This is a genomic window from Streptomyces sp. NPDC094034 (genome assembly GCF_040303865.1).
Taxonomy (GTDB): domain Bacteria; phylum Actinomycetota; class Actinomycetes; order Streptomycetales; family Streptomycetaceae; genus Streptomyces.
Genome location: NZ_JBEOUD010000015.1, coordinates 130,441 through 154,692 on the forward strand (window position 1 = coordinate 130,441; position 24,252 = coordinate 154,692).

18 protein-coding genes are annotated in these 24,252 nt (G+C 71.0%); 7 read left to right on the forward strand and 11 right to left on the reverse strand.

Annotated features, from left to right (window positions below):
- From ABTZ59_RS16430 to ABTZ59_RS16470, 9 genes are all read right to left on the reverse strand, one after another.
- Complete coding sequence (locus ABTZ59_RS16430; protein WP_351397003.1) at positions 1–1,170, reverse strand: DUF6777 domain-containing protein; 1,170 nt, start codon at positions 1,168–1,170, stop codon at positions 1–3.
- A 444-nt stretch (positions 1,171–1,614) separates the two neighbouring features.
- Complete coding sequence (locus ABTZ59_RS16435; protein WP_351397006.1) at positions 1,615–1,788, reverse strand: hypothetical protein; 174 nt, start codon at positions 1,786–1,788, stop codon at positions 1,615–1,617.
- 281 nt (positions 1,789–2,069) lie between these two features.
- On the reverse strand, positions 2,070–3,578 hold the full coding sequence (locus tag ABTZ59_RS16440; protein WP_503002948.1) for an SDR family NAD(P)-dependent oxidoreductase: 1,509 nt from the start codon (positions 3,576–3,578) through the stop codon (positions 2,070–2,072).
- 148 nt (positions 3,579–3,726) lie between these two features.
- Positions 3,727–4,542 carry a GNAT family N-acetyltransferase gene (locus tag ABTZ59_RS16445; protein WP_503002964.1) on the reverse strand — a complete coding sequence of 272 codons (816 nt, stop codon included), beginning with the start codon at positions 4,540–4,542 and terminating at the stop codon, positions 3,727–3,729.
- Between the two features lie 5 nt (positions 4,543–4,547).
- Entirely contained in the window at positions 4,548–5,480 is a 933-nt protein-coding gene (locus ABTZ59_RS16450; protein WP_351397012.1) for an NADP-dependent oxidoreductase, read from the reverse strand.
- A gap of 237 nt (positions 5,481–5,717) precedes the next feature.
- Positions 5,718–8,372: a PA14 domain-containing protein gene (locus ABTZ59_RS16455; protein ID WP_503002950.1), complete on the reverse strand. Its 2,655-nt coding sequence runs from the start codon at positions 8,370–8,372 to the stop codon at positions 5,718–5,720.
- 135 nt (positions 8,373–8,507) lie between these two features.
- Positions 8,508–9,725, reverse strand: coding sequence for a glucose-1-phosphate adenylyltransferase (gene glgC, locus ABTZ59_RS16460; RefSeq protein ID WP_351397018.1), 1,218 nt, complete (start codon positions 9,723–9,725; stop codon positions 8,508–8,510).
- Between the two features lie 65 nt (positions 9,726–9,790).
- Positions 9,791–10,963, reverse strand: a complete 1,173-nt coding sequence (gene glgA, locus ABTZ59_RS16465; protein WP_351397021.1) for a glycogen synthase — start codon at positions 10,961–10,963, stop codon at positions 9,791–9,793.
- A 43-nt stretch (positions 10,964–11,006) separates the two neighbouring features.
- Positions 11,007–11,792, reverse strand: coding sequence for a (2Fe-2S)-binding protein (locus tag ABTZ59_RS16470; RefSeq protein ID WP_351397023.1), 786 nt, complete (start codon positions 11,790–11,792; stop codon positions 11,007–11,009).
- A 108-nt stretch (positions 11,793–11,900) separates the two neighbouring features.
- Here ABTZ59_RS16470 and ABTZ59_RS16475 point away from each other — a divergent pair, with 108 nt between their 5' ends.
- On the forward strand, positions 11,901–12,851 hold the full coding sequence (locus ABTZ59_RS16475; protein ID WP_351397026.1) for a DMT family transporter: 951 nt from the start codon (positions 11,901–11,903) through the stop codon (positions 12,849–12,851).
- On the opposite strand, the gene ABTZ59_RS16480 is transcribed toward ABTZ59_RS16475, so the two are convergent.
- Positions 12,732–14,042, reverse strand: a complete 1,311-nt coding sequence (locus ABTZ59_RS16480; protein ID WP_351397028.1) for a transglycosylase family protein — start codon at positions 14,040–14,042, stop codon at positions 12,732–12,734. The two genes, ABTZ59_RS16475 and ABTZ59_RS16480, sit on opposite strands and share 120 nt — an antisense overlap.
- 240 nt (positions 14,043–14,282) lie before the next feature.
- Between ABTZ59_RS16480 and ABTZ59_RS16485 the strand changes: the two genes are divergently transcribed.
- Positions 14,283–16,805 carry a glycoside hydrolase family 3 C-terminal domain-containing protein gene (locus ABTZ59_RS16485; protein WP_351397031.1) on the forward strand — a complete coding sequence of 841 codons (2,523 nt, stop codon included), beginning with the start codon at positions 14,283–14,285 and terminating at the stop codon, positions 16,803–16,805.
- 16 nt (positions 16,806–16,821) lie between these two features.
- Entirely contained in the window at positions 16,822–17,961 is a 1,140-nt protein-coding gene (locus ABTZ59_RS16490; RefSeq protein ID WP_351397034.1) for a LacI family DNA-binding transcriptional regulator, read from the forward strand.
- Between the two features lie 144 nt (positions 17,962–18,105).
- On the opposite strand, the gene ABTZ59_RS16495 is transcribed toward ABTZ59_RS16490, so the two are convergent.
- Entirely contained in the window at positions 18,106–19,518 is a 1,413-nt protein-coding gene (locus tag ABTZ59_RS16495) for an ROK family transcriptional regulator (protein ID WP_351397037.1), read from the reverse strand.
- Between the two features lie 142 nt (positions 19,519–19,660).
- On the opposite strand from ABTZ59_RS16495, the gene ABTZ59_RS16500 reads away from it, so the two are divergent.
- From ABTZ59_RS16500 to ABTZ59_RS16515, 4 genes are read left to right on the forward strand one after another with little or no spacing between them, the layout of a single operon-like run.
- Positions 19,661–20,968 (forward strand): ABC transporter substrate-binding protein, encoded by a 1,308-nt coding sequence (locus ABTZ59_RS16500; protein ID WP_351397040.1) that lies wholly within the window; start codon positions 19,661–19,663, stop codon positions 20,966–20,968.
- Positions 20,969–20,978: 10 nt separating this feature from the next.
- A complete protein-coding gene (locus tag ABTZ59_RS16505) occupies positions 20,979–21,989 on the forward strand; it encodes a carbohydrate ABC transporter permease (RefSeq protein WP_351397044.1) in 1,011 nt (336 codons plus the stop codon).
- A complete protein-coding gene (locus ABTZ59_RS16510; protein WP_351397047.1) occupies positions 21,982–22,842 on the forward strand; it encodes a carbohydrate ABC transporter permease in 861 nt (286 codons plus the stop codon). The genes ABTZ59_RS16505 and ABTZ59_RS16510 overlap by 8 nt, the downstream gene beginning before the upstream one ends.
- 20 nt (positions 22,843–22,862) lie before the next feature.
- Positions 22,863–24,218 (forward strand): GH1 family beta-glucosidase, encoded by a 1,356-nt coding sequence (locus tag ABTZ59_RS16515; RefSeq protein WP_351397049.1) that lies wholly within the window; start codon positions 22,863–22,865, stop codon positions 24,216–24,218.
- Positions 24,219–24,252: the final 34 nt, after the last annotated feature.

Sequence of the window (24,252 nt, forward strand, 5' to 3'; positions counted from 1 at the left end):
TCAGCCGGCGAACGCGTCGGGGCCGATCAGCTCGCCGCCGGAGCCCGGACCGTTCAGCGACGGGGCGGACAACTCGTCGCCGGGGAGCACCGCGGGATCGTCAGGACCCGTCAGGATGTCCTCGTCGGACAACGGGAGGTCCCCATCGGCTCCGCCGCCCGGCACGGGCTCCACCGGCACCGGCCCGTCCGGCGGGACCACCCCGTCGTCGTCCAGGAGCGGCGCGTCCCGCGGCTGGTCGGGCACGTCCCGTCCCTGGTCCGGGGCGGACCTGCCCTGCTGGGAGTCCCCGGGCCCCGACCCCACACCCGCGGGGACCTCGGGCAAACCGGCCCCCGGCATCTTCACCGCGTTCGGGTCCGTGATGTCGGCCTCCGGCCCGTACCGCGGCGGCACCTGGGGCGGCTTGTCCCGCCGGCCCCCGGTGCCGATCTGGCGTTCGATCCAGCTGTTGGCGGCGAGATCGACGATGATCAGGCTGGTGACGGCCTCGGGGGTACGGGTGATGACGACGACCCGGTCGGGCAGATAGCCCTTCCACTTCTCGCCCCGGTACCGCACGGAACCCTTGGCGGCGATCGGCGGGCCCAGCGGACTGCCGTCGGCGCAGCGCACCCTCGGCACGCCCCTGTTGTCCACCATGACGGCGGTACCCGCTTGCAGTACGGACTGGAAGGCGGCGGCGGACCCGTCGCGGTAGCCGTGGCTCGTCACCCGGATGTCGGGCCGCAGCACCACGGGGGTCAGTCCGCGCAGGAAGTCCGGGACGGACGCCTGGGTGACACCAGCCCCCTCGGCGAAGGCGCGGGCCTTCGCCCGGTCCTGAGTGAGGAGACGGGCCTGCCGATCCACCTCACAGCTGGCGACGGCGGTGCCGCCGTAGAGTCCCGGAGTGGAGCCGGGCAGGGCGCGTGGTGCCCGTACGGTGCCGCTCGCGCCGCCCCCGGAGTCCGACGAAGGTGCCCGGACCTCCGGACCGGTCACGGAATCAGGGCTCACGGTGGACCGGGTGAACGGATCGGGTCCCCGCTCGGCGGCCGGCTGGAGCAGCAGCTCCTCCGCGCTCGCCATGTCCTCGCCACCCTCGTCCCCGCCACAGCCGGCCGTGATCAGAATCCCCACGGACAGCATGGCGAGCGTGACATACCGACGACGGTGGGGTGAGCGCACCAGAATCTCCCGACTCTTCCTCCATGGATGTCCCCCTATGTCTGCCGGAACTCTCTCCACCCCGCAAGCGGGAGAGAGGACGGAAGGCCCGGAGCTCGCACGCGTTCAGGCGGCGGTACGCGCTCGTCGCGGCACCTGAACATGGTGAGGCCCGGGGGGGCGCTGTGGGACATCCGTGCTGGTCAGCCGGATCGCGCTGGCCGGTAGGCCGACGGCGGTCCGCATGGCGGGGCGATCACCGAAGCAGCCGCGGGACGCGGCCGCGACCGGTCCGCCCGCACTACGCCGCCGGTGGCCGGGGCGTGGGAGTCGGCGCAGTGGAAGTCGGGGGGTGGTGACGCGCTCTTCCAGATCGCGCGGCTCCAGGTCGTGTCATGCGTCGTCCCGTACCCCGACTGGCGCGGGATACGGGACGTAGGGCGATCCGTCGGTCGATCCGGTGCGTCAGTCGATCCCGGGCAGGATGTGCGGCTCCGCGAGGTCGTCCTCGTAGCCGGCGAGTCTGATCGGAGCCGACCTGGCCCATACTTCGAGATTTCCGAGCTTCTTGTCGGGCCGACGGTTCCGTTCCACGAACTCCGCCGGACGCTGCTCGTGCTTCGTGAGGTCTGGTGTCACCGCGCACTCCTCTGTGTCACGCAACTCTGGGACAGGACACGTTTCCGTCGCGGTGGCGCCGTTGTCGGACGGGACCGCGGCCCTGGTAGTGGGCCTGTCCCAGCACAGCCCTGGGGATGGTGTATCCCCTGCTTGGCCGTCCGTTCGCACCAGCGTAACCATATGAGCGCCAACCCGCTCGATAGGGCTCGCATTCGAGTGAAATTCCGGCCACTCGGCCCATGACCTCCGGGCCGGTGGCCACCTGACGGGTGATGAGCCCGTCGGCCGTCTGTCCGCGGCTACCAGTTGGCGGGTGCGTAGTCCTTGAGGAAGCAGCCGTACAGATCCTCGCCACTCTCGCCCCGCACGATCGGGTCGTACACCCGCGCCGCGCCGTCGATCAGGTCCAGCGGGGCGTGGAAGCCCTCGTCGGCCAGCCGCATCTTGTCCGGATGCGGGCGCTCGTCGGTGATCCATCCCGTGTCGACGGCGGTCATCAGGATGCCGTCGCTCTCGAACATCTCCTGGGCGCTGGTACGGGTCAGCATGTTCAGGGCCGCCTTGGCCATGTTGGTGTGCGGGTGACCGGCCCCCTTGTAACCACGACTGAAGACTCCCTCCATCGCGGAGACGTTCACCACGTAGGCACGGGCCGCCTCGGCCGCGGCCATCGCCGGACGCAGCCTGCTGATCAGGATGAAGGGCGCGGTGGAATTGCACAACTGGACTTCGAGCAGCTCGACCGCGTCGACCTCGGAGACCGTCTGCACCCAGCTGTTGGTGTCGTGCAGATCGGGCACCAGACCCCCGGCGTCGATCGCCGTGCCCGCCTCGATCCTGGCCGGTGTGGCGGAGCCGCCGACCAGCGCGAGGCCCGTCACATCGGAGGCGCTCAGCGCCTGCGTGCCGGCGGCGGGCAGTACGGCCTGGGCACCGCTGCCGAACGCCCCGATGACCTGGGAGGCGGGGAGTTCACCCGCGGGCAGCGGCGCGGACTCGGCGGCCAGCAGCTCGCTGTACGCCTGCGGGGAGCGGCGTACCGTCTGTGCGGCGTTGTTGATCAGAATGTCCAGCGGGCCTTCGGCGGCGACGGAGTCGGCGAGGGCGACGACCTGCGCGGGGTCCCGCAGATCAATGCCGACGATCTTGAGGCGATGGATCCACTCGTCGCTGTCCGGCATCGCCTTGAAGCGGCGGACGGCATCGCCCGGGAAACGGGTGGTGATGGTGGTGTGGGCGCCGTCGCGCAGCAGCCGCAGCGCGATGTACATGCCGATCTTCGCCCGGCCGCCGGTGAGCAGTGCGCGCCGCCCGGTGAGATCCGTACGGGCGTCACGGCGGGCGCGGTTCTCGGCGGCACACCGCTGGCAGAGCTGGTGGTAGAAGGCGTCGACCTCGGTGTAGCGGGTCTTGCAGATGTAGCAGGAGCGGGGGCGCCGGAGTATGCCCGCGATCTCGCCGATGGCCGAGGAGGAGGGCAGCAGGCCCTGGGTCTCGTCGTCGATGCGCTCGGCGGAGCCGGTGGCGGTGGCTTCGGTGACGGCCTTGTCGTGGGCGGTCTTGGCGGCCCTGCGCTCCTGGCGGCGGCGCTGCTTGACGGTGCGGTAGATCCCGGCGGTGGCCCGCCGGACCGTGATCGCGTCGGGGTGGTCGACATCCAGCTTGTCGAGCTCGTCGAGTACCGCCAGACAGACGGCCATGCGCTCGGGGTCGATGCCGGGACCGTACTGCTGGCCCTCGGCGTACACCGGGCTCTCGGCATACGGCTCGCTGTCGCCGTACGCCGGGCTGTCCTCTGTCACCGTCATCGCTGTTGCCGTTCCTCGATCGCTTGTACACCGGGGTCACTCGTACGCCGGAGTCCCAGATGGGGCTTTTCGTGGGCTTTGCGGCCATTCCCGCAGGTCAGGAGCATACCGATGTGCCGGGGCCCAACAAAATCCCACTATCTCAGCCTCAGCCGGTCCGGGCTCCCGTCTCGACGCTCCGGGACTCATCGGCCGGGACCCGGACCCCGAGGAACCTCGTCGTCCGGCGCAGCCGGAAGCCGAGCGACTCGTACAGCCGGATGGCGTTCGTATTGGACGCCGCCGCGTGCAGGAACGGCCGTTCGCCGCGGGCGCTGATGGAGTGGGCGACCGCGAGGACGAGACGGGCCGCCAGGCCCTGGCCCCGGAACGCGGGATCCGTGCAGACGGCGCTGATCTCGACCCAGCCCGGCGGGTGCAGCCGCTCTCCCGCCATCGCCACCAGCGCCCCTTCGCGGCGGATGCCGAGATACGTGCCCATCTCGATGGTGCGCGCCAGGAACGGCCCCGGTTGCGTGCGCTCCACCAGGTCGAGGATCTCCGGTACGTCGGCGGTGGAGAGGGGGACGGCCTCCGCGTCAGGAGCGCTTGTGACGTCGGTGCCGACGAGTTGCACTCCGTCGGCGCTGAAGGTGACCTGCCAGTCGTCGGGCGGCGGCACCCGGTAGCCCGCGAGCGCCAGGGATCCGCCGGGGCCCGCGAGCGCGGCGGCGTCGGCCCAGTCAGCGGCGTCGGGGGCGTCGGGCAGCGCCAGCCACGGCGAGACGTCGGGCGGATAGCGCAGCAGCCGGCCGCGCCGCTCGGCGAAGTGCGCGTGCGGTCCGGTGAGCGAGGCCAGCGTGGGATGGTCCAGCGGGTGGCCGGGCACGGCCGGGGGCAGCTCCGCCGTACCGGCCGGGGACGGCTCCCGCGCGGGGGACGAGGACGGGCGCGGCGCGGGCGGGCGCGAGAGGGACCCGGGCATGCCGCTCATGCGCCGACCTCGATCACGATCTTTCCCTGGACATGCCCGGCCTCGACCGCGCGCAGCGCCTCGTCCGCGCGCTCCAGCGGGAAGGTCCTGGTCACGAACGGCCGCAGAGCGCCGCTGACCACGAGCTTCGCGACCTCATCGAGGACCGCGGCGGTCCGTTGCCGTACGACCACCGCGCCGCCCAGCTGGGGAACCGTCGCCTTGTCCGCCACGCTGAACAGCTTCGTACGGTCCACGAGCAGCTCGGCCGCGTCCCGGAGGACATCGCCGCCGACGAGGTCGAGGACGGCGTCGACACCGTCGGGCGCCACGGCCCGTACCCGCGCGGCGAGGTCGGGTCCCGGCGGGACATGGACCGCGCCCAGGGACTCGACGAACTCCTTCTTGCCCGCGCTCGCGGTGCCGATGACCCGCACGCCGCAGGCGCGCGCGAGCTGTACGGCGGCCACGCCCACTCCCCCGCCGGCGCCGGTGATCAGCAGGGTGGCGCCGGACGGCAGATCGGCCTGGCGCACGGCGTCGTACGCGGTCGCCGCCGCGACCGGCAGTACGGCCGCGTCCGTGAACGACAGCGCGTCCGGCTTGTGCGCGGTGATCCCGACCGGCAGCAGGGTGCGCTCCGTGTATCCGCCGGTGAGGGTGGAGCCGAAGACCGCGTCGCCGACGGCGAAGCCCTCGACGTCCGGGCCGATCTCCTCGACCACACCGGCCGCCTCGCTGCCCAGCGTCTCGGGCAGTGAGGCGGGCGCGGAGCCGGGCCGGCGGTAACCGCCGCGCAGCTTCCAGTCGACGGGATTCACGCCCGCGGCGCGTACGGCCACCAGCAGCTGGCCGGGGCCGGGGCTCGGCGTCGGCCGGTCGACGAAGGTCTCCACCTCCGGACCGCCGTGCCGGGTGAAGACATACGCCTTGGACGTGGCCTTGGGCATCGAGGCTCCTCGCTCTGACCGGTGGCTTCCGTCGCCGCTCCGCCAACGTCGGATGCGGCGACAGGAGATTCAAGGTGGCTCACCGCTCAGCCTATTCCCGAGGTCACACAGTGTTCATGTGGCCCGGGGTTCACGCGGTTCGTCTGACCCGGAGTTCACGCGGCCCGGCGGGCAGGAGCCCGCGTGCGCGAGCCCCGGCCCGCCCCGGATACCGGGCGGGCCGGGGCCGCGGGCGGATCAGGAGGTGGCGCACTCCATCGACGCCGGGTCGGAGGCATCACGGATCAGCGCGTCGTGCGCCGCCTTGAGCCGCTGGACATCGGGCTTCATCACCTTGCGGTCGTAGGTGAGCAGTCCGTTCAGCTCGCCCTCCACATCGGTGATCTGGGTGTAGACCGCGCCATTGCTCCCCTGACAGGCGAGCTTGCGGACGTTGCCGAGCTGGGCCAGGTACTCGTCGGTGTACGCGGCCTGGTCGACGCCCACATAGGTGTGCTGCACCGGCCAGGCGTGGCCGGGCACCGCGAGCCCCAGTCCGCCGTACTCCCCGCTGACCAGCGCCCGTTTCCCGTCGGGCGCGGGCAGTTGCGGGGTCGGATAGCCATGGGCGTCGGCGATGTCGCCGTTGCCGCCGTCGACCGCGCCGCAGCAGTTGACCCCGCTCATGTTGTTGACCAGCCGGGACGGGTCCCATGCCTTGGCCTGGTCGGCGATCCGCGCCTGGTCGTACTGGCCCCAGCCCTCGTTGAAGGTGACCCACATGACCACCGAGGGGCTGCTGCTGTGCTGGTCGATCATCTTCTTCATCTCGTGCTCGTACTGGGCACGGGACGCGGCGTTCGGGGTGATGGTGTTCATCGCCGGCATGTCCTGCCAGACCAGCAGCCCGAGCCGGTCCGCCCAGTAGAACCACCGGTCCGGCTCGACCTTGATGTGCTTGCGTACGGAGTTGTAGCCGAGCTTCTTATGCATCTTGAGGTCGTACGCGAGAGCCTCGTCGGTCGGCGCGGTGTGCAGCCCGTCGGGCCAGAAGCCCTGGTCGAGTGTGGCCATGAGGAAGGTCGGCTCGCCGTTGAGCACCGTACGCGGCACACCGTCGACCTTCTCGACCGTGAGGGAGCGCATCCCGAAGTAGCTGCCGACCCTGTCCTTGCCCGCCGTCACCTCCAGCCGGTAGAGATGGGGATCGTCCGGCGACCACAGGCGCGGATCGCGTACCGGCACGTTCAGTGTGCTTCCCGTGCGGCCGGTGACGGTGCCGATCTTGCGCTTGCCGTCGTACGCGGTGGCCGTGACCGGCACACCGTCCCGGATCCCGCGTACCTCGACGGCGAGCTTCTCGCCCGCCACATCGGGGGTGAGCCGGAGCGAGCCGACATGGTCGGCGGCGACCGGTTCCATCCAGACGGTCTGCCAGATTCCGGAGGAGGGGGTGTACCAGATGCCGCTCGGGTTCAGGCGCTGCTTGCCGACGGGCGGGTTCTCGCCGTCCGCGGCGTCGGTCGGGTCGTAGACGCCGACGATCAGCTCCTGGGTACGGCCGGGCTTGAGCGCGTCGGTCACATCGGCGCTGAACCGGTCGTAGCCGCCCTTGTGCTCGGTCACCTTCGTGCCGTTGACGTATACCTCGGCCTGCCAGTCGACGGCGTCGAAGTTGAGGTTCAGTCGCTTGTCCTGGCCTATCCGCCAGTTCGGCGGCACGGTGAACGTACGGCGGTACCACATCCGGTCCTCGTGCCGTTCGATCCCGGAGAGCTGCGACTCCACGGGGTACGGGACGAGGATCCGCTCGGGCAGTGTGGTGCCGACCGGCGGGCGCTCGCCCTTCTCGGCGGCGGCGAACTGCCACTGCCCGTTGAGGTTCTGCCAGGAGTCACGGGTCAGCTGCGGCCGGGGATACTCGGGAAGCGCGTTGCCGGGGCCCACCTCCTTGGCCCAGGGGGTGGAGAGCTGGTACTGCGAGGTGTTGGGCCCGCTGCTCCAGAAGGCCGCGACCCGCTTGCCCTGCTGGGCGGCGAGGCCGCCCGCGCCGTCGTAGCGCAGATCGGCGGAGCCGCCCTTGCCGACGACCGGCTCCTTCAGGGTGACCAGCAGCCGTCTGGCGTCGTCGGGATCGCTCTTCACGCTCCCCAGCGGCCAGGCCGCGCCGCCGATGATCGCGCTGAGATGGGAGACGAGACCGGCGGGCGGGGCGGCGAGCTTCTGGACGAAGTCGAGCCGCAGGGTGCGGCCGTCCGGCAGTACGGTGGCGGCGGTGGCGCCGTCGTACGCGAAACCGTCGGGCAGCCGGAACGCGGACTGGGGCACCGGTCGTTTGCTGCCGCCGGGCTCGGTCCACCGCAGGTGGAGGTTGGAGCCTCCGTAGTGCTCGAAGTACTCCACCTTGATGTCATAGGCGCGGTCCGCGGTGAGTTCGACGGGCGGGGAGGTCTGTTCCTTGTCCCAGTCGTCGACCCAGTGGTCGATGGTGAGCCGGCCGTCGATCCAGAGCCGGAATCCGTTGTCGCCGGTCATCGAGAAGGTGTGCGGGCCGGTGGTGGCCGGAACGATCTTCCCGGTCCAGCGCACGGTGACATCGTCGGCCTGCCCGGTGGCGGCCTTCAGCCGCGGTTCCAGATTGGCGAAGTCGATGGTCGGGTCGAAGGCGGTGGCCTTGAGTTCATGGAAGTCGAAGGCTCCGGGGGCGGACTGGGTGTAGTACTCGCCCTTGAGCCCGTGGGCCTCGACCGTGTCGTCGGCGGCCGACGCCGCGGGGACCGCGGCGAGTCCCCCGAAGCCCAGCACGGCGGCGAGCAAGAGGGCCAGTTTTCTTCGGATGCGCACATGTCCTCCACTGAGGTAGCGGCTCGTCGTGGGACTCTGTACAACGTTGGAAGGAACGGCAGTTGGCATGACAGCATGCCGTTCCGCCCGCTGTCCAGGGTCAGGACAGAGCACGTCCGGTTCCCTGCGCGTCGATCCGCGAACAGGACACGTGGCAAGGCCCCTGGCCGCGCCACGACGGCGTCGGACCGGCCCTGCGCGCGGTCAGGCGACCACTTGGCCCTTGCCCAGTGCGATGATCCCGTTCCCGGAGACCGTGTACAGCTCCCGGTCGCGGCCCGGGTTGACACCGATGGTCGCGCCCGGTGGTACGTCCACGTTCTTGTCGAGGATCGAGCCGCGCACCACCGCCCCGCGTCCCACCCGTACGTTGTCGTGCAGCACGGAGCCCTGCACCACGGCGCCCTCCGCCACCACCACGCCCGGGGAGAGCACCGAGCGAGTGACCTGGCCCCGGATGACACAGCCGGGGCCGACGATGGACTCGCTCGCGATACCGCCCGACACGAAGCGCGCGGGCGGGAGTTGGCCGGAGTGGGTGTAGATGGGCCAGCGGCGGTTGTCGAGATCGAAGGCGGGGTGGTGCGAGATCAGATCCATATGGGCGTCGTAGTACGAGTCGAGCGTACCCACGTCCCGCCAGTAGCCGTGCTCGCGCGGTGACTCGCCCGGCACATGGTTGTCCTGGAAGTCATAGACCTGGGCCATGCCGCGCTCGGTGAGCATCGGCAGGATCGAACCACCCATGTCGTGTACGGAGTTCTCGTCCTCGGAGTCCCGGAGCAGGGCGTCGACCAGGACCTTCGTGGTGAAGAGATAGTTGCCCATCGAGGCGAACACCCGGTCGGGGTCGCCCGGCAGGCCCGGCGGGTCGGCCGGCTTCTCCAGGAAGCCCCGTACCTGCGTGCCGTCCGTGGCGGGCGTGATGACACCGAAGGACGAGGCCTCGGCGCGCGGCACCCTGATTCCGGCGACGGTGACGCCCGCGCCGTTGTCGATGTGCCGCGCGAGCATCTGCCGCGGGTCCATCCGGTACACGTGGTCGGCGCCGAACACCGCTATGTAGTCCGGCTGTTCGTCATGGACGAGATTGAGGGACTGGAGGATCGCGTCCGCGCTGCCCAGATACCAGCGCGGTCCGAGCCGCTGCTGGGCGGGGACCGGGGTCACATAGTTGCCGAGCAGGCTGGACATCCGCCAGGTGGTGCTCACATGGCGGTCCAGGGAGTGCGACTTGTACTGCGTGAGCACGCAGACGCGCAGGATGTCGGCGTTCACGAGGTTCGAGAGGACGAAGTCGACGAGGCGGTACGTACCGCCGAACGTCACCGCCGGTTTGGCCCGGTCCGCGGTGAGCGGCAGCAGACGCTTGCCCTCCCCGCCGGCCAGTACGATCCCGAGCACCGAAGGTCCACCGCGCATGGCCGCTCCCTTTGTTCGGACCTGTTCCGTACCTGCGCCGTACTTGTGCCGTACTTGTGCCGCACCTATGCGGAGGTGAGAAGCTCCTCGTACACCGCGTGCGTACGGCGGGCCACCTGGTCCCAGCCGAACTCCCGCACCGCGCGCCGCCGGCCCGCCGTCCCCATCCGGGCCGCCGACTCCGGATCGTCGAGCACGCGGTTGAGCGCTTCGGTGAGACCGGACTCGAAGGCTTCCGGGTGGCGTTCGTCGTACGGCACGAGCAGGCCCGTACCGCCGTCGTCCACGACCTCGGGGATTCCGCCCACCGCCGAGGCGACCACCGCCGTGCCACACGCCATCGCCTCCAGATTGACGATGCCGAGCGGCTCGTACACCGAGGGGCAGGCGAACACCGCCGCGTGGGTGAGGAGTTGGATCACTTCGGCACGCGGCAGCATCTCCGGGATCCAGAACACCCCGTCACGGGTCCGCCCCAGCTCCTCGACCAGCTCATGGAACTCGGCACCGATCTCGGGGGTGTCCGGGGCGCCCGCGCACAGCACCAGCTGGGCGCCGGGGTCGAGGGCGCGGGCGGCGCGCAGCAGATGCGGAACGCCCTTCTGGCGGGTGATACGGCCGACGAAGAGCACGAAGGGGCGGTCGGGGTCGATACCGACCCGGTCCAGTACGGCGGTCCCCGGGTCAGGACGGTAGAGCCGGGTGTCGATGCCGTTGTGGACGACCCGCACCCTGTCCGGGTCGAGCGAGGGATAGCAGGCGAGGATGTCCTCACGCATGCCACGGGAGACGGCGATGACGGCGTCCGCACCCTCGACGGCCGTGCGCTCGGCCCAGCTGGAGAGGGCGTAACCACCGCCGAGCTGCTCGGCCTTCCAGGGGCGCAGCGGCTCCAGGGAGTGCGCTGTCATCACATGCGGGATGCCGTACAGCAGCTTGGCGACATGGCCGGCGAGATTGGCGTACCAGGTGTGGGAGTGGACCAACTCGCGGCCCTCCAGGGCGGCGGCCATCGCCAGATCCACCGAGAAGGAGCGCAGGGCGTCATTCGCCCCGTCGAGTCCGGCGGCCGCCCGGTGGCGTACCACCCCGGGCGCGGGCATCGCGTCGCCGCCGCCCCAGCAGTGCACTTCGAGCTCGGTCAGGGAGCGCAACTCCCGTGCCAGGAACTCCACATGGACGCCGGCACCGCCGTAGACGTCCGGCGGATACTCGCGGGTGAGCAGCCCGAGTCTCACGCCATCCCCCCGTTCTCGCCCGGCGATCGCAGCCCTGTCATGGTCACCCGGAATCCGTTCGCGCGGAAGACCGCCGGGGCGGCCGGTCGAAGACACAGTCCCCGCACAGTCCGCCCGACGGGCACCGGTAGTAGAGACAGCAGCTGCGTCGGCGGAACGATCCGGCCACCGCGCCGCCCGTGCCGCGCAGGTCCGGGTGGGCGAAGAGGTCGGCCGCCAGCTCCCCGGCCCGTTCCGCCACCTCCGGCCGCCCGTTTCCCTCTCCCCACACGGTCAGTTCCCGGACGGCTCCGGCCAGCGCGGAACCCGCGTTTCCCCATAGCAGCCGGGGCGAGATCCGGCCATCGCGCCGCAGGGCGTCGGCGAGCGGGACGAGATGGCCGTACTGCACCGTCTCGCGCACCGAATCGGCGGTGCCGGGCAGCGCGCGCGGGCCGGTCAGCACGAGATCGTCCGGGGAGGTCGTGCCGGGATCCCAGTGGAGCCGGTCCGGGTCCAGATCGGGGACCACGTCCGCGAGTACGGCGCCGCCGAGCGCGATCGACCAGAGCCGGGCCGCGAGGCCGAGCTGTGCCACGGAGGCGCCGATCCTGCGCTCGGGTGCGCGCAGCCGGGCCGCGACCCTGTCGACGCGGGCCGTCAGCGGGGCGAGGTCGCCCGCGTACACCCGGGCCAGCGGGACATGCCGGGCGGCGGGTGTTCCCACGCGCAGGGCGAAGAACCCGCCCACGTCGGCGACCCGCGTCAGGACGGGCCCCAGGTCAACCGGCCCGCTCCGGTCCGTACCGGCCACCCGGTCCGTACCGCCCCCTCGGTCCATCCCGTCCATCCCATCCTCAGGACTACATCCGGCCTCACTGTGTACTACGACAGCAGTACACCGAAATGACCTCTCCAGGACGACGCCGAAATCACGCCGACAAGAGATCGTGACTCCATGAGTGCACTCGCGCTGTCCGTGCTGCTGTCCCTGGTGTCGGCGGTCGCCTATGCCGCCGGGGCGATCCTCCAGGAACGGGTCGCGACGGACACCGCCGACCGGCCGCACGCCGCCCTGCACCGCGGGGTCTGGTGGGCCGCCGTGGCCCTGAACGGCGCGGGCGCGGTGCTGCATGTCGTCGCGCTGGCGTACGGGCCGCTCAGCCTGGTCCAACCGCTCGGCGCGCTCACCATCGTCTTCGCGCTGCCCATGGCGGCGCTCTTCGTCGGCCGCAGGGCCGGGCACACCGCCTGGCAGGGCGCGATCATGGCGTCCTTGGGGCTGGCCGGACTGCTGGCGCTGACCGATGGCGCTGATTCGCGGTCGCTGGCCGGCGAGGAGCGGCTGACGCTGACCGCGGGCGCGGTCGGCGCCGTGGGGTTGCTCTTCCTGGTCGCGCGGGTGGTGGGACGCCCGGGCGTACGGAGCACGCTGCTGGCGGGCGCGGCCGGTGTCGCGTTCGGGATCGCCTCGGTCTTCACCAAGACCGTCGCCGTGGACTGGACGTCCGAGGATCCGACCGTGCGGGCGCCGAGCCTGGTGGTGATCGCGGTCCTCGCGGTCTGCGGGCTGCTGCTGTCGCAGGCGGCCTACCGCGGCGCCGGGCTGGCCGCGCCGCTGGCCACGGTCACCGTCGTCAATCCGGTGGTGGCCGCGGCCGTGGGACTCACCCTGTTCGACGAGCGGTTCAGTTACGACGTGCTCGGTACGGTCCTGGCGCTGTGCTCGGGTGTGGTCGCGGCGGGCGGGCTGATCCTGCTCACCACCGAGCGTCTCGCCCCGTCCCCGTCAGATCCTGACGCCCCGCGCCCGCAGGTAGGCGAGGGGGTCGATGTCGGATCCGTACCCCGGGCCCGTACGCATCTCGAAGTGGAGATGCGGTCCGGTGCTGTTGCCGGTGGATCCTGACCGCGCGATCCGCTGGCCGCCGCCGACCTGCTGGCCCTCGCGCACATTGAGCGCGGAAAGGTGCGCGTACTGGCTGTACTTGCCGTCCGCGTGCCGGATGACGACCTGGTAGCCGTACGACCCCTCCCAGCCGGCCGAGACCACGTGTCCGGCGGCGACGGCCTTCACCGACGTGCCGGTGGGGACCGGGAAGTCCACCCCCGTGTGATAGCCGCTGGCCCAGGAGCCGGACTGACGGTACTGCGTGCCGGTGGAGGCGGAGACCGGGGCGTTGACCCCGCCCGTCTTGGGCTTCTCGGCCCGGACGGGCGTCTTGGCCTCCTCGCGCTTCTCGGTCTCCTTCGGCTTCTCCGCCTGCTTCGGCTCCTCGGCTTCCTTCGGCTTCTCCGCCTGCTTCGACGCGGCGGGCCGTGGCTGGACGACGGGCTTCGCCGTCTGCTTCGGCTTCTCGGCCGGGGCGGGCTTCGCCTCGGGCCGAGCGGAGGCGCTGCCCTTCGGTGGCGCCAGAACGTGCAGGACGAGCTTCTGGCCGGGGAAGATCAGATCCGGGTCGCTGCCGATGAGCCGGCGGTTCTCCTCGTACAGCCGCTGCCAGCCGCCCTTGACCGACTCGTCGACGGCGATCTCGGAGAGCGAGTCGCCACGGGCGACGGTGTAGCCCTCGCGCTGCGTCGGCACGGAGGTGGGCGACGCCTTCTCGCGTGCGGCCGAGGCGCTCTTCGCCTGGATCGGACCGCTGGTCTTCGCGGTCGCCGTACGGGGCGCGTTCGCCGCGTCACGGGCCTGGTCCGGCGTGATGTCCGGCGCGTCACCGCCCCGGGTCAGTCCCGCGCGGACCGAGCAGGCGGGCCAGGCCCCGGGGCCCTGGCCCTTGAGCACCTTCTCCGCGACGGCGATCTGCTGGTCCTTGGTCGCGAGATCGGCGCGCGGGGCGTAGCTCCCGCCGCCGTACGCCTCCCAGGTGGACTGGGTGAACTGGAGCCCGCCGAAGTGGCCGTTACCGTTGTTGATCTGCCAGTTGTTGGTCGACTCGCAGGCCGCTACCTTCTCCCAGACATCGACCGAGGCGGCGTGTGCCGTACCCGCGGCGATGAGCGGCAGCGCCATCCCCGCGCCACCGGCCGTGACAGTCAGGGACGCGCGATTGATTCGGCTCGGCTGGTATCGGCGGTGCCGACCGGTTGCGGCCATGGCTGGGCTCCCCCACTGGCTGTAGGACACGTCACAAGCGGCCAACTTAGGGGCTTGGCACAGACCATGACAAGACCTCGGCTACTCCCCGGCGAACGCCGCGTACTCAGCGTGCCACCCCGGACCGGTGCGCGTCTCAAGGAACCGCGTATTGGCCGCCGTTGACATGGCCGCCAGGGTCCGGGGAATCTGTGCGAGGGGAGCTGGAGAGCGCTCTCCCATCGCACGAAGGGGGCAGGCATGGACGGGACGGGCATGACCGACGAGGAGATCGGCCATCTGCTGGAGAAGCTGGATCTCGGACAGAAGGTGCGTCTGCTGACGGGCGCGAGCAACTGGCGTACGCACGCCGAACCGGCCATCGGGCTGCGGTCGATCACCTTCTCCGACGGGCCGACGGGGGTACGGGGCGAGGCCTGGGACGAACGGGACACCTCGCTCGTCCTGCCCTCCCCCACCGCGCTCGCCGCCGCCTGGGACGGCGAACTGGTCGCCGAACTGGGCGGACTGCTCGCCTCGGAGGCCCGGCGCAAGGGCGTCGACGTCCTGCTCGCGCCCACCCTCAATCTGCACCGGTCACCGCTGGGCGGACGGCACTTCGAGTGCTTCTCCGAGGACCCGCTGCTGACGGGGCGCACCGGCGCCGCGCTGATCGGCGGCGTCCAGTCCGGTGGAGTCGCGGCCACCGCCAAGCACTTCGTCGCCAACGACGCGGAGACCGACCGGCTCACCGTGGATGTGCGGGTGGACGAACAGACGCTGCGCGAGGTCTATCTCGCTCCCTTCGAGACCGCCGTGGACGCCGGTGTCTGGGCGGTGATGTCCGCGTACAACCGGGTCAACGGGGTCACGATGGCCGCGGCGCCGCAGCTGGCCGGGCCGCTCAAGAGCGAGTGGGGCTTCGACGGCCCTGTCGTCTCCGACTGGGGCGCCGTACGCACCCTGCTCGACACGGCCCGCGCCGCTCAGGATCTGGCGATGCCGGGGCCCGGCGGTCCGTGGGCCGACGGGCTGCGCGCCGCCGTGGAGCAGGGGCTCGTCCCGATGGAACGGATCGACGACAAGGTACGGCGACTGCTGCGACTGGCCGACCGGGTGGGCGCTCTGGGAGAAACGCCCCGGGAACGGCGGCCGACGGCCCGGCCCGGCGCCGCGCCCGCGACCCCTCCCCGCGCGCTGCTGCGCCGGGCGGTCGCGGCCGGCGCCGTTCTGCTGCGCAATGACGGGGAGTTGCTGCCTCTCGACCCGGCGCGGCTGCGCTCCGTCGCCGTCATCGGGGCGCACGCCGCGGCGGTACGGATTCAGGGCGGCGGCAGCGCGGAGGTGTTCCCCGCCTCCCGGGTCTCCCCACTGGACGGCATCCGGGCGGCGCTGGCCGGGGCCGCCGAGGTGACGTACCGCGCGGGCCTGCCCCCGAGCGCGCTGCCCCGGCCGCTGGACCCGGCGGAGACCGACGGGCCGTGCACCCGCGACCCGGTCAGTGGTGAACCGGGTGTCCTGGTGCGGCTGTTGGACGAGGACGGCGCCGAACTCCACGCGGAGCACCGGCTGTCCGGCCGGATCGTGGAACCGGCCAGGGTGCCGGGCGCGCGGACCGTGGAGATCCGGGCCCTGATCCGGCCCCGCCGGGAAGGCGAGTGGGCGCTCGCGGTGGGTGGCTGGGGGCCGATCTCCCTCTCCGTCGCGGGCCGTACCCTGCTGTCCGGCACCTTCCCGCTGGACTCCGACGATCCGACCCGGGTCCATGTCGCCCCGCCGTACCGGTGCGTACGTACCGCGCTGGCCGCCGGTGAAGAGGTGGAGGTGGTCGCCAGGCGCGGCCTCGACGCCGGTACCGGAATCGCGACGATCCTGGCCGCCGCCCCGCCCCCGGGCGACGCCGCGACGGCGCTCGCCTCGGCCGCCGAGGCGGCCAGGACCGCGGACGCCGCCGTGGTCGTCGTGGGCACCACCGAGGAGAGCGAGTCGGAGGGCCGTGACCGTGAGACGCTCGCACTGCCCGACGGCCAGGACGAGTTGGTACGGGCCGTCGTCCGCGCCAACCCCCGTACGGTCGTGATCCTCAACACGGGCGGTCCCGTCGCCCTCCCCTGGCGTGCCGAGGTGCCGGCGCTGCTGCTCGCCTGGTTCCCGGGGCAGGAGGCCGGGGACGGGCTGGCCGACGTCCTGTTCGGCCGCGCCGAGCCCGGCGGCCGGCTGCCCACCACCTGGGCGGCGGCCGAGGAGGACGTGCCTGTCCTGCGCACCCGCCCGGAGCGGGGTCAACTCCACTACTCCGAAGGCCCGTACATCGGCTATCGCGCCTGGCTGCGCTCGGGTGTCCCGCCCGCCCACTGGTTCGGCCACGGTCTGGGCTACACCAGTTGGTCGTACGGGGCGATGGAGGCGCCGGCCGAGGTGATCGCGGGCGAGCCCTTCGAGGTACGGATACGACTGCGCAACACGGGTCGCAGACGGGGCCGCGAGGTGGTTCAGCTCTATCTGGCCGGGCCCTCGTCCGATCGCGACCCGGCGGCGCGGCGGCTCGTCGGATACACGGCGGTCGTCGCGGACCCCGGCGAGGAAGTCGTCGCGGTGGTACGGGTGGACGGCCGGGCGACCGAGCGCTGGTCGGCGCGGCGCCACCGCCGGGAGAGCGTCCCGGGCGAACTGCTGCTGTGGGGCGGCCGGTCGGCCGGAGACCTGCCGCTCAGCGCGGTGATCACGGCGTCCGTGCCACTGGGACGGTCACCGGGGGCGGCAGCGGAGAGCGCTCTCCGCTGATGCTATAAATGGGGGCATGACGGAAGATCCGAGACCGGCCGGTTCACCTACGCTGGAGGATGTGGCGCGAGCGGCCGGAGTCTCCCGCGCCACGGTCTCACGGGTCGTCAACGGGGTCCGCAATGTCGACCCGGTGATACAGGAGTCCGTACGCCAGGCGGTGGCCGCGACCGGCTACACCCCCAACCGCGCGGCCCGCTCCCTGGTCACCCGTCGTACGGACGCGATCGCCCTGGTGGTCTCGGGCGCGGGGGACGACCCGGCTCCGGAGGACGAGGCCGCCGTCCCGCACCCCGCGGGACCGACGGGCGGCGACGGCCTCGCGCGCCGTACCGACGAGCCCGACGGCGGGGCCGGATCCTCCTTCACCGCCGAGGTGTTCGCCGACCCGTTCTTCGGCCGGGTGCTGGCGGGTGTCGTCAACTACCTGCGGCCGCGCGGGATGTATCCGGTCCTGATGTTCGCCGAGACCTCGCGCGCCCGCGACCAGGTCGTCTCGTATCTCCGTCAGGGCAGCGTCGACGGCGCCCTGGTCGTGTCGACCCATGCCGATGATCCGCTGCCCGCCCTGATCACGGACGCCGGGCTGCCCGCCGTGCTGTACGCGCGCCCCTCCCGGCCCACCCGGATCAGCTATGTCGATCTCGCCCATCAGGACGGCGCGCGGCTGGCCGCGGAACATCTGCTGGCGCGCGGCTGCCGCCGGATCGCCACCATCACCGGCCCGTTGGACGTGCCCGCGGGACAGGACCGGCTGACGGGCTTCCGCGACACGATGGCGCGCGCCGGGCAGCCGTACGTTCCCCTCGCCGAGGGCCGGTTCACCCAGGAGAGCGGTGAGGCGGCGATGGTCGGGCTGCTGGCCGAATACCCGGATCTGGACGGGGTGTTCGCGGCGAACGACCTGATGGCGGTGGGTGCCTGCCATGTACTGCGGGAGCACGGCAGACGGGTGCCCGAGGATGTGGCGGTGATCGGGTTCGACGACAGCAGCGCCGCCGCCGCGTGCCGGCCGCCGCTGACCACCGTCAGACAGCCGGTGGAGGAGATGGCGGCGGAGATGGCCCGGCTGCTGCTCGACCGGCTCGCCGGACCGGACAGCGCGGTGACGTCGGTGGTCTTCGAGCCGACGCTGGTGATACGCGGATCGGCCTGAGTCTCCGCGTAGATGCCCCGTTGCCCATCCCGTCCGCACCGCGGATCCGGTTCGGCTCGGTTCGGTCCGGGTCGGGGCCGGTTCAGACCGGTTCGGTCCGGGGCCGGTTCAGTACGGGGCCGGTTCAGTCCGGGGCCGCGCCGGTCATGAGGGCTCCCCCGAAGTGGCGGGCGTCGCGGAGGCCGAGGAAGCAGAGGAAGCGGAGGCCGACGAAGCGGAGGAAGCGCGCCGCCAGCGCTGCGGCGCCGCCGCCCCGCCGGGCTCCGCCGTACTCACCTGGCCGGGTACGCTCGGGCGGCTCCCGCCCCGCGCGAGGAAGGCGGCGAGCGGTAGCGTGGCCGCGCCGACCGTGACCGCGTCAGGCCCCAGTTCGCCCAGCTCGATCGTGGTACGCGCCGCCGCGTGGCCGAGTGCGTACTGCTCCGCGTGGCGCCGGATCGCGGGCAGCAGATGGGGGCCGATGAGCAGCCCCGCCCAACCGCCCAGCAGGATGCGCTCGGGCAGGAACAGGTTGATCAGATCGCCGACGGCCGCGCCCAGGCATTCCGCCGTGTCGTCCAGGAGCGAGACGGCCAGCGGGTCGGGCGGGGGCCCGCCGGGTCCGGGGAAGGCCGCGACCAGCAGGGCGGCGAGCGCGGTCTCGTCGTCCGCGTCCTCGGGGAGCGAACCGCCCGCCTCGTACCAGCGTTCGCGCAGCGCCTCCGCCCCGGCGTACGCCTCCAGACAGCCGATGGAGCCGCAGCGGCAGCGACGGCCGCGCATCCGCACGGTGGTGTGGCCCCATTCGAGGGCGCTGCTCCTGCCGCTCTCCTCGATCAGGGCGCCGCCATGGATGACGCTCGCGCCGATACCGGAGCCGATGAGCGCGATGGCGGCGGTGCCCGCGCCCCGGCCGCCGCCGAACCACATCTCGGCCTGGCCGAGGGTCTTGGCGCCGTTGTCGATGAACAGCGGCACTTCGGCGGGGACTTCGAGGACGGCGCGGAGCAACTTCTCGAAGGGCACCGCGTGCCAGCCGATGGTGGGACCGTGGACCGTGGCTCCGGCCGGGCCGCCGCGCTCGATGATGCCGGGGACCCCGATGCCGATGCCGAGAAGGCGCTCCGGGTCGGCGCCCGCGTCGCGCAGGACATCAAAGACGCCGATCCGGACGTGGTTCACGATGCGTTCGACGTCGTAGCCGTGCCGGCCGGGGCCCAGCAGCCGGGCGGGGCCGAGCAGCCGCTCGGTGCGGGCCAGTTCGGTGAGCGACAGATCGAACAGCTCGACCCGGACGCGGGTCTCACCGATGTCGATGCCGATGAGCAGACCGCCGCCGGGGGCGACCCGCAGCAGCGTACGGGGACGGCCGCCGTCCGAATCGACCACGCCGGCTTCTTCCAGCAGGCCCTCGGCGGCCAGTTCGGCAACGACGTTGCTGATGGATCCTGAACTCAGTCCGGTGGCGGGACCGAGCTCCTGGCGGCTCAGCGGACCGTCGAAATACAACCGCCGCACAACCCGGGCACGGTTCCCCCTGCGCAGGTCACGCACCGTCCGTCTGTTGCGTTCTGCCATGTTGCTCCTTCCCTCGTCGCAACATACCCCGGTCAGGGACCTTGACGCGACCTTCGCTCACCTCTTAAATCACGTCATAAATTAAGTCATGGAGGCCGTTCGACTCTCGAACGCAGCCATCCCCGGAAAGGGGCCACCTCTCATGCGCAAAGCCAGAGCCGCCGCAGCCATCGCACTCGCCAGTGCCCTCACCGCCGTCGCCGGATGCGGTGGGGGCTCCTCGTCCGGCGGCAGCAACGAGTCGCCGAAGACGCTCACCTACTGGGCGTCCAACCAGGGACCCAGCATCGAGGCGGACAAGGAGATACTCACCCCCGAACTGAAGAAGTTCGAGGAGGAAACCGGGATCAAGGTCAAGCTGGAGGTGGTCCCCTGGTCCGACCTGCTCAACCGGATCCTCGCCGCCACCACCTCGGGACAGGGCCCCGATGTGCTGAACATCGGCAACACCTGGTCGGCCTCGCTCCAGGCCACCGGCGCGCTGCTGCCATGGGACCAGAAGAACTTCGACGAGATCGGCGGCCGTGACCGGTTCGTCGACTCGGCTGTCGCCTCGACGGGCGCGGAGGGTCAGGACCCCGCCGCCGTGCCGCTGTACTCGCTCGCGTACGCGCTCTACTACAACAAGAAGATGTTCGCCGACGCCGGGATCTCGCAGCCGCCGGCCACCTGGGACCAACTGGTCGCCGACGGCAAGAAGATCTCCAAGGACGGCAAGTGGGCGCTCGGCGCCGAGGGCTCCAATCTCTCGAACAACATCCACCAGGTCTTCGCCCTCGGCAAGCAGCACGGAGCCGACTTCTTCGACGAGTCCGGCAAGCCGACCTTCACCTCGGACGGCGCCGTCGCCGCCGTGAAGCAGTACGTCGACTTCATGGCCAAGGACAAGATCATCGCGCCGGGCAACGCGGAGTACGCCCAGAACCAGTCCCTCCAGGACTTCGCCAAGGGCAAGACGGCCATGGTCCTGTGGCAGGCCGCGGCCACGACCTTCGCCGCCCAGGGAATGAAGCCCGAGGACTGGGGCGTCGCTCCCGTACCGGTCGCGTCCGGCACCCCGGGCACCGGCCAGAACCTCAACTCCATGGTCGCCGGCATCAACATCGCGGTGTTCAAGAACACCAAGAACATCGACGGCGCCAAGAAGTTCGTGAAGTTCATGACGAGCGACGCCGAGCAGAAGCTGCTCAACAAGACCTTCGGCGCGGTCCCTCCCGTCAAGGCCGCGCAGGATGACCCGGCGTTCTCCGCCACGGACGTGAAGGTCCTGCGCGACACGCTGGCCACCAGCGCCGCGCCGCTCCCCCAGGTCGCGAACGAGTCCCAGTTCGAGACGACCGTCGGCACGGCCGTCAAGGGTCTGTTCGCCGATGCCGCGGCGGGCAAGCCGGTGACCACCGAATCCGTCAAGGCGGCCCTGACCAAGGCCCAGCAGCAGATGGCGCAGTGAGGCTGTCCCCATGACCGCCACCCTGACACCCCCCAGTGGGCGCGAGGCGGGCGATACGGAGAAGACGGACAGCGGGGGTGCGCGCGGACGACGTCTGCCGCGCATCCCCGACCGGATCCGTCAGGGCGGACTGCCCTATCTCCTGCTGCTGCCCGCCGTCGCGCTCGAACTGCTCATCCACCTCATCCCGATGGTGATCGGGATCTGGGTGAGCTTCCGGCAGCTCACCCAGTTCTTCATCCGGAACTGGGGCAATTCACCCTTCGCCGGTCTCGACAACTACAGGATCGCCGTCGACTTCGACGCCCCGATCGGCCAGGCGCTGCTCCACTCGTTCCTGGTGACCTGCGCCTTCACCGTGCTCTCGGTCGGGCTGTCCTGGCTGCTCGGTGTGACGGCGGCGATCATGCTCCAGGAGAACTTCCGCGGCCGGAGTGTGCTGCGGACGATCTTCCTCGTCCCGTACGCCCTGCCGGTGTACGCGGCGGTGATCACCTGGGCGTTCATGTTCCAGCACGACAACGGCCTCATCAATCACCTCCTGTACGACCAGCTCGGCCTCACCGACAAGCCGTCGTTCTGGCTGATCGGCAACAACAGCTTCGTCGCGCTGGTCGTCGTCTCGCTCTGGAAGTCCTGGCCCTTCGCGTTCCTGATGCTGATGGCGGCCCTCCAGAACATCCCGCGGGATCTCTACGAGGCCGCCTCCATCGACGGAGCGGGCATCTGGCAGCAGATCCGCAAGATCACCCTGCCGTCGCTGCGCCCGGTCAACCAGGTGCTGGTGCTGGTGCTGTTCCTGTGGACGTTCAACGACTTCAACACGCCGTATGTGCTGTTCGGGAAGTCGGCGCCGGAAGCGGCGGATCTGATCTCGATCCATATCTACCAATCGTCGTTCGTCACCTGGAACTTCGGTTCCGGTTCCGCGATGTCCGTCCTGCTGCTGCTCTTCCTGCTGCTGGTCACGGCGGTCTATCTGTTCCTCACCTCGCGGGGAAGGAAGGGCTCGGATGTCTAGGCCCAGGTCTCCCATGGCGCCGCCGCGGTCGTTCATCTGGACGCGCCGCGTCATCCTGACGGCGCTCGCGGCCTTCGCGCTGCTGCCCGTCTATGTGATGGTCAGCAGCTCGCTCAAGCCGCTCCAGGACGTCTCGGGGAAGTTCGAGTGGTTCCCGACGAACCTCACGATCCGTCCGTACTTCGACATCTGGACGACCGTCCCGCTCGCCAAGTACTTCGTGAACTCGCTGATCGTGGCGGGTTCGGCGACCGTACTGTCCGTGGTGATCGCGGTGTTCGCCGCGTACGCGGTCAGCCGCCACCGCTTCCGGGGCAAGCGCGTCTTCACGGTCACGGTGCTCTCCACCCAGATGTTCCCCGGCATCCTCTTCCTGCTTCCGCTGTTCCTGATCTTCGTGAACATCGGGAACACCACGGGCGTCGAGTTGTACGGCTCGCGCGGCGGTCTGATCCTGACCTATCTGACGTTCTCGCTGCCGTTCTCCATCTGGATGCTGATCGGATACTTCGACTCCATCCCGAGGGAGCTCGACGAGGCCGCGATGGTGGACGGCTGCGGACCGATCCGCGCGCTGTTCCGGGTGGTCGTGCCCGCCGCGGTCCCGGGGATCGTCGCCGTCGCCGTCTACGCGTTCATGACGGCGTGGGGCGAGGTCCTCTTCGCCTCCGTCATGACCAACGACACCACCAGGACCCTCGCCGTGGGCCTCCAGGCCTACGCCACCCAGAACGACGTCTACTGGAACCAGATCATGGCCGCCTCGCTGGTCGTCAGCGTGCCGGTGGTCGTCGGGTTCCTTCTTCTCCAGCGCTACCTCGTCGCCGGCCTGACCGCGGGCGCCGTGAAGTGAATCCTCCAGAAAGGCAGTCCGTGAACGACCTCAACGCCCTTCCCCACGACTTCACCTGGGGCGTCGCCACCGCCGCGTACCAGGTCGAGGGAGCCGTGGCCGAGGACGGCCGTGCCCCCTCGATCTGGGACACGTTCTCGCACACGCCCGGCACGATCGACAACGACGACAACGGCGATGTGGCCTGCGACCACTACCACCGGGTGCCCGAGGACATCGGGCTGATGAAGCGGCTCGGCGTGGACGCGTACCGCTTCTCGCTCGCCTGGCCACGGATCGTCCCCGGCGGCGACGGACCGGTGAACGAGGCCGGTCTGGACTTCTACGACCGGCTGGTGGACGGCCTGCTGGAGGCCGGCATCACGCCGTTCGCCACGCTCTACCACTGGGATCTGCCGCAGGCGCTCCAGGACCGGGGCGGCTGGCCGGTACGGGACACCGCCGAGCACTTCGCCCGGTACGTGTCCGTCGTCGCCGAGCGCCTGGGCGACCGGGTCAAGGACTGGGCGACCCTCAACGAACCGCTGTGTTCCTCATGGATCGGCCATCTCGAAGGCACGATGGCGCCCGGGATCACCGATCTCACGGCGGCCGTGCGCACCTCGTTCCATCTCCATCTCGGACACGGTCTGGCGGTGCGGGCGCTGCGCGCGGCCTCCTCCGACGCCCGGATCGGCATCGTCAACAACCTCAGCCCGATCGAGCCGGCCAGCGACAGCGAGGCCGACCGCGCGGCGGCGGTACGGGCCGACGGCCATACCAACCGCTGGTGGCTCGACCCGATCCACGGCCGCGGCTATCCGCAGGACATGCTCGATCTGTACGGCGTGGAACTGCCGGAGCGCCCCGGCGATCTGGAGACCATCGCGGCGCCGCTGGACTGGCTGGGGCTGAACTACTACTTCCGCCAGATCGTGCGGGACGACCCGACCGGGGCCGCGCCGTTCGCCCGGCAGATCGACGTACCGGACGCGCGCCACACCCATATGGGCTGGGAGGTGCACGCCGACGGTCTTGAGCGGCTGCTGCTGCGGCTCACCGAGGAGTACGGCGCGCGGCGCGTCTATGTCACCGAGAACGGCGCGGCCTTCCCCGACACCGTCGCGGCGGACGGCACGGTCGACGACCCCGAGCGCGCCAGGTATCTGGACGAGCATCTGGCGGCCTGTGCGCGGGCGGTGGCGAAGGGTGTCCCGCTCGCCGGGTACTTCGCCTGGTCGCTGTTGGACAACTTCGAGTGGGCGTACGGCTACGACAAGCGCTTCGGTCTGGTCCATGTGGACTACGAGACGCAGCGGCGCACCATCAAGGGCAGCGGCCACCACTACGCGGACATCATCCGCGCGGCGAACGCCCGGGGCCGTAAGGCGGCCTGACACGGGTGCTCCCACGGCGACGGCCGGAGCCACC